Origin of the sequence: Mucilaginibacter limnophilus (assembly GCF_004005815.1) — a bacterium.
Lineage (GTDB): Bacteria > Bacteroidota > Bacteroidia > Sphingobacteriales > Sphingobacteriaceae > Mucilaginibacter > Mucilaginibacter limnophilus.
In genome coordinates this window covers 1-4121 of the sequence record NZ_SACK01000020.1, presented here as the reverse complement: position 1 = coordinate 4121, position 4121 = coordinate 1, and the positions used below count along the sequence as shown (strand labels likewise).

The 4121-nt window shown below is 41.1% G+C and carries 4 protein-coding genes; 3 read left to right on the top strand and 1 reads right to left on the bottom strand.

Annotated elements, in window-relative coordinates:
- Window positions 1–145 precede the first annotated feature (145 nt).
- A complete protein-coding gene (locus tag EOD41_RS20485; RefSeq protein WP_127708700.1) occupies window positions 146–847 on the bottom strand; it encodes an NUDIX hydrolase in 702 nt (233 codons plus the stop codon).
- A 143-nt stretch (window positions 848–990) separates the two neighbouring features.
- Here EOD41_RS20485 and pfkA point away from each other — a divergent pair, with 143 nt between their 5' ends.
- The 3 genes from pfkA to gap are packed head-to-tail and all read left to right on the top strand — an operon-like array spanning window position 991 to window position 3831.
- Window positions 991–1977, top strand: a complete 987-nt coding sequence (pfkA, locus tag EOD41_RS20480) for a 6-phosphofructokinase (RefSeq protein ID WP_127708697.1) — start codon at window positions 991–993, stop codon at window positions 1975–1977.
- Between the two features lie 3 nt (window positions 1978–1980).
- Window positions 1981–2829 carry a hypothetical protein gene (locus EOD41_RS20475; RefSeq protein WP_127708694.1) on the top strand — a complete coding sequence of 283 codons (849 nt, stop codon included), beginning with the start codon at window positions 1981–1983 and terminating at the stop codon, window positions 2827–2829.
- Between the two features lie 6 nt (window positions 2830–2835).
- Window positions 2836–3831: a type I glyceraldehyde-3-phosphate dehydrogenase gene (gene gap / locus EOD41_RS20470; RefSeq protein ID WP_127708691.1), complete on the top strand. Its 996-nt coding sequence runs from the start codon at window positions 2836–2838 to the stop codon at window positions 3829–3831.
- Window positions 3832–4121 lie beyond the last annotated feature (290 nt).

Genomic DNA, 4121 nt, shown 5'->3' with positions numbered 1-4121 from the left:
TGCATCAGCAAAAAGAAATCAGACTTAAATCTTACAACAAAAAAGCTCAAACATCTTTAGTGGATGTTTGAGCTTTTTTATCAATGTTGTGCAATCAAAAATAGTCAACCTATTTCAGGACTACTCACGTTTAATAATAGTATGGTTAGCTTCCTCCTTCCATGGCAAGTTCTGCCTGGAATATTTTGTTGTATTTCCTTCTATCGAACTTATATAATTTAGCCGCACGGTATGATACGCCTTTTTGCTTTTCACTTAGTTCTTTCAAAAAACCATAGCTTAACATTTTTTTACGAAAATTGCGTTTATCCAGCTTTTTATCCAGTATTATCTCGTAAAGCGACTGCAGTTGTGTTAATGTAAATTTCTCCGGCAGCAAATCAAATGCTATTGGCTGATAATTCAAGCGCTTACGTACCCGGCGAAAAGCGGTTTGAAATATTTCGGTATGATCAAAAGCCAGTTTAGGCAGATCTTTAACCGGATGCCAGAAAGCTTTTTTAGCGTAATGGGTAATGGGGGTTAACTCTTTTTGCCCCATTATACGTATTAAAGCGAGGTAAGCAACAGTGATTACTCTACCCTGCGGGTGGCGATTTACTTCGCCAAATGTATGCAACTGTTTTATAGGCAGGTTATGTAACCCAGTCAATTCATGCAGAATACGCTTTGCACCGTCGTCTATGCTTTCATTTTGCTCAACAAAGTAACCCGGCAAAGCAAGCCAGTCTTTAAACGGTTCTTCGTTACGCTCTATCAACAATATTTTCAGTTCACCCGCTTCAAAACCGAATATTACACAGTCGATAGAAAAAATAGAATCAAATTTGGGTAGAGTTGCTTCCAAACGCTTTAAATAATTATTAATAAATGGCTTAAAAATTTAAGCGTTAAATATATGTGTTAATTGAATATAAAAAAATAAAAATAAATTTAATGGTGTAACAAACACACAGTATCTTCGTGCAGTAATCGAAATAGCTAATAAAGATGCAAAAACTCTCAAAAATAGCTGTTTTAACCTCCGGCGGCGATGCTCCGGGGATGAATCCCTGCATAAGGGCCGTAGTTAGAACAGCATTATATAACGGGTTGCAGGTTATGGGTGTAAGGCAGGGTTACCAGGGCCTTATCGATAATAACATGTACGAAATGAATAACCGCTCGGTTAGTAATATTCTCAACCTTGGCGGTACCATTTTAAAAACAGCCCGTTGCCTTCCTTTCCGTACTGATGAAGGTATGGAAATCGCCTATAAAAATCTTAAAGCCAAAGGCATTGATGGCCTTGTAGTTATCGGCGGAGATGGTACTTTTACCGGCGCGCTTCGCTTCTCAAAAAAATATCCTGATATAAAAGTAATTGGCGTACCGGGTACAATTGATAACGACCTGTATGGTTCAACCTATACCCTTGGTTTTGATACCGCTACCAATACCGTTATTGAGGCCATCGATAAAATACGTGATACCGCCGATGCGCACGACCGTCTGTTCTTTATTGAAGTAATGGGGCGTGATTCAGGTGCCATCGCTCTCCGTGCGGGTATTTCATGCGGCGCAGAGGCAATCCTTTTGCCTGAAAAAGAAACCGCTATTGAAGAACTGATTGTAAGTCTTAAAGCTGGTCAGTACAATAAAAAATCGTCAAGCATTGTAATTGTAGCCGAAGGCGACAAGCATGGTGGTGTTTATGATATTGCCAAAGCGGTTGAAAAAGAGGTAAAAAACTACGATATAAAAGTTACCATATTAGGTCACTTGCAACGTGGTGGCAGCCCAAGCAGTTTCGACCGTATTTTGGGTAGCCGTTTGGGTTATGCCGCGGTTAACGCGCTGCTTGCCGGCAAAAATCAGCAAATGGTTGGCCTGCAGGCAAACCACATTGTTTTAACCGATTTGGAAGAAGCGCTTAATCAACACGAGTTTAAACTGGAAGAAGATTTGATGCAGATGATGGAAATACTTTCCATATAATACATGATAGCGGTTGTTTACAGCGGATCACACTATGCACACTGGCGGTTAGCCGACAAGGGGCGCACTGTGGCATCGTTTAAAACAACCGGTATCAATCCGTATTTTAATGATGAGAAGCACATTACGCATCTCTTCAACAAAAACATCAACCTCATCCATCATGCCGAAGAAATAAAACGTATTTATTTTTTTGGCCCCGGGTTAGCCTCGGGCGAATTAAAGGAAATAATTTATAACGCTTTCAAGGCTTTTTTTAAATTTGCACGCGTAACGGTTGGGCATGATATTGACGCAGTTGCGCTGGCCTGCTGCAAAAACACACAAGGTATTGTATGTATTTGCGGCAGCGGCACAAACGCCGCCTGGTACGATGGCCGAAAGGTTAAACCGAACAACTACGGCTTGGGTTACATACTTGCCGACGAAGGTTCGGGTAACTGGCAGGGACGACAGTTGTTAAGAGCCTACATTACACATACCTTGCCCGATGATTTGAGCAAGAAGTTTGAAAAAAAGTACAACTACGATCGTAACACCATATTGGATAAGGTTTACAAACAAAAACAACCCGCGCTGTTTCTAAGTTCGTTCAATGATTTTTTTATTGACAACCGCGAAGACAACTACATAAAAGGCCTCATAAAAACCGGCTTTGAAAAACTGGTGAACATTTACCTGCTGCCACTATATAAACAGCACGAAGGTGTTGGTGTACATTTTTCAGGATCGATAGCAACACATTTTCAGGATGACTTATCGTCAGTTGCCGCTAATGCAGGCATAGAAATTGAGAGTATAGTTAGGTCGCCTATCAATAATTTATTAACGTATTACACAAATAAAAATTAAATAAGTATGAAAATAGGAATTAATGGTTTCGGCCGCATCGGCCGCCTTGCATTCAGGGCCGCTATTGAACGTGAAGGCGTTGAAGTGGTTGGTATAAATGACCTTGTTGAGCCCGACTATATGGCTTACATGTTGAAATATGACTCAACCCACGGTAAATTTAACGGTACTGTATCTGTAGAAGGCGGCAACCTTGTTGTTAACGGTCAAACTATCCGCGTAACTGCTGAAAAAGACCCTGCAAACCTTAAATGGGGTGATGTTGGCGCTGAAGTAATCATCGAATCAACCGGTTTGTTCTTAACTCAGGAATCAGCTCAAAAACATATCGACGCAGGTGCTAAGAAAGTTGTTATGTCTGCCCCTGCAAAAGACGACACCCCCACTTTCGTAATGGGTGTTAACCACAAACAGCTTAAAGCTGAACAAAACATAGTTTCAAACGCTTCATGTACTACTAACTGTCTTGCTCCTATTGCTAAAGTACTGAATGACAAATTCGGTATCGAAGAAGGTTTAATGAGCACTATCCACGCGGTAACTGCTACTCAAAAAACAGTTGACGGCCCATCGGCTAAAGACTGGAGAGGCGGCCGAGGTGCTTACCAAAACATCATCCCTTCATCAACAGGTGCTGCTAAAGCGGTAGGTTTAGTTCTTCCTGAACTGAAAGGTAAATTAACCGGTATGTCATTTCGCGTTCCGGTTGCCGACGTATCAGTAGTTGACTTAACTGTACGCCTGAAAAACGCTACTTCATACGAGCAAATTAAAGCCGCTATGAAAGAAGCTTCTGAAGGTGAATTAAAAGGCATCCTTGGCTACACTGAAGACGAAGTTGTATCTGAAGATTTCAAAGGTGATGCACGTACTTCAATATTCGACGCTAAAGCAGGTATCGCACTTAGCGACAACTTTGTAAAAGTTGTTTCTTGGTACGATAACGAGTGGGGTTACTCAAACAAACTGATTGACCTTGTACAAGAAGTAGGTAAATTCTAATTTACCTTCATACAGACATGGCAAAGCCCCGCTGATATCAACGGGGCTTTTTATTTTGTCTTGTCCTGAAAAAAGTTGACTAAAATTTAGTCAACGGAATGAGTTACAAAGTAATTAAATTAAAAGGCGAGGCCCCGCCGTTTAAGTAATGTGAGGCCTTTACACGGTCTGTAGTGGCCGAGTATGAAAAAGGGTTTTTAAACAAAGACCAAATTCAGGCTAAGTATGGTATTAAGGGCAACTCGCGGGTATTGGAATGGTGCCGCAGGTATGGTAAATTGCACTATCCG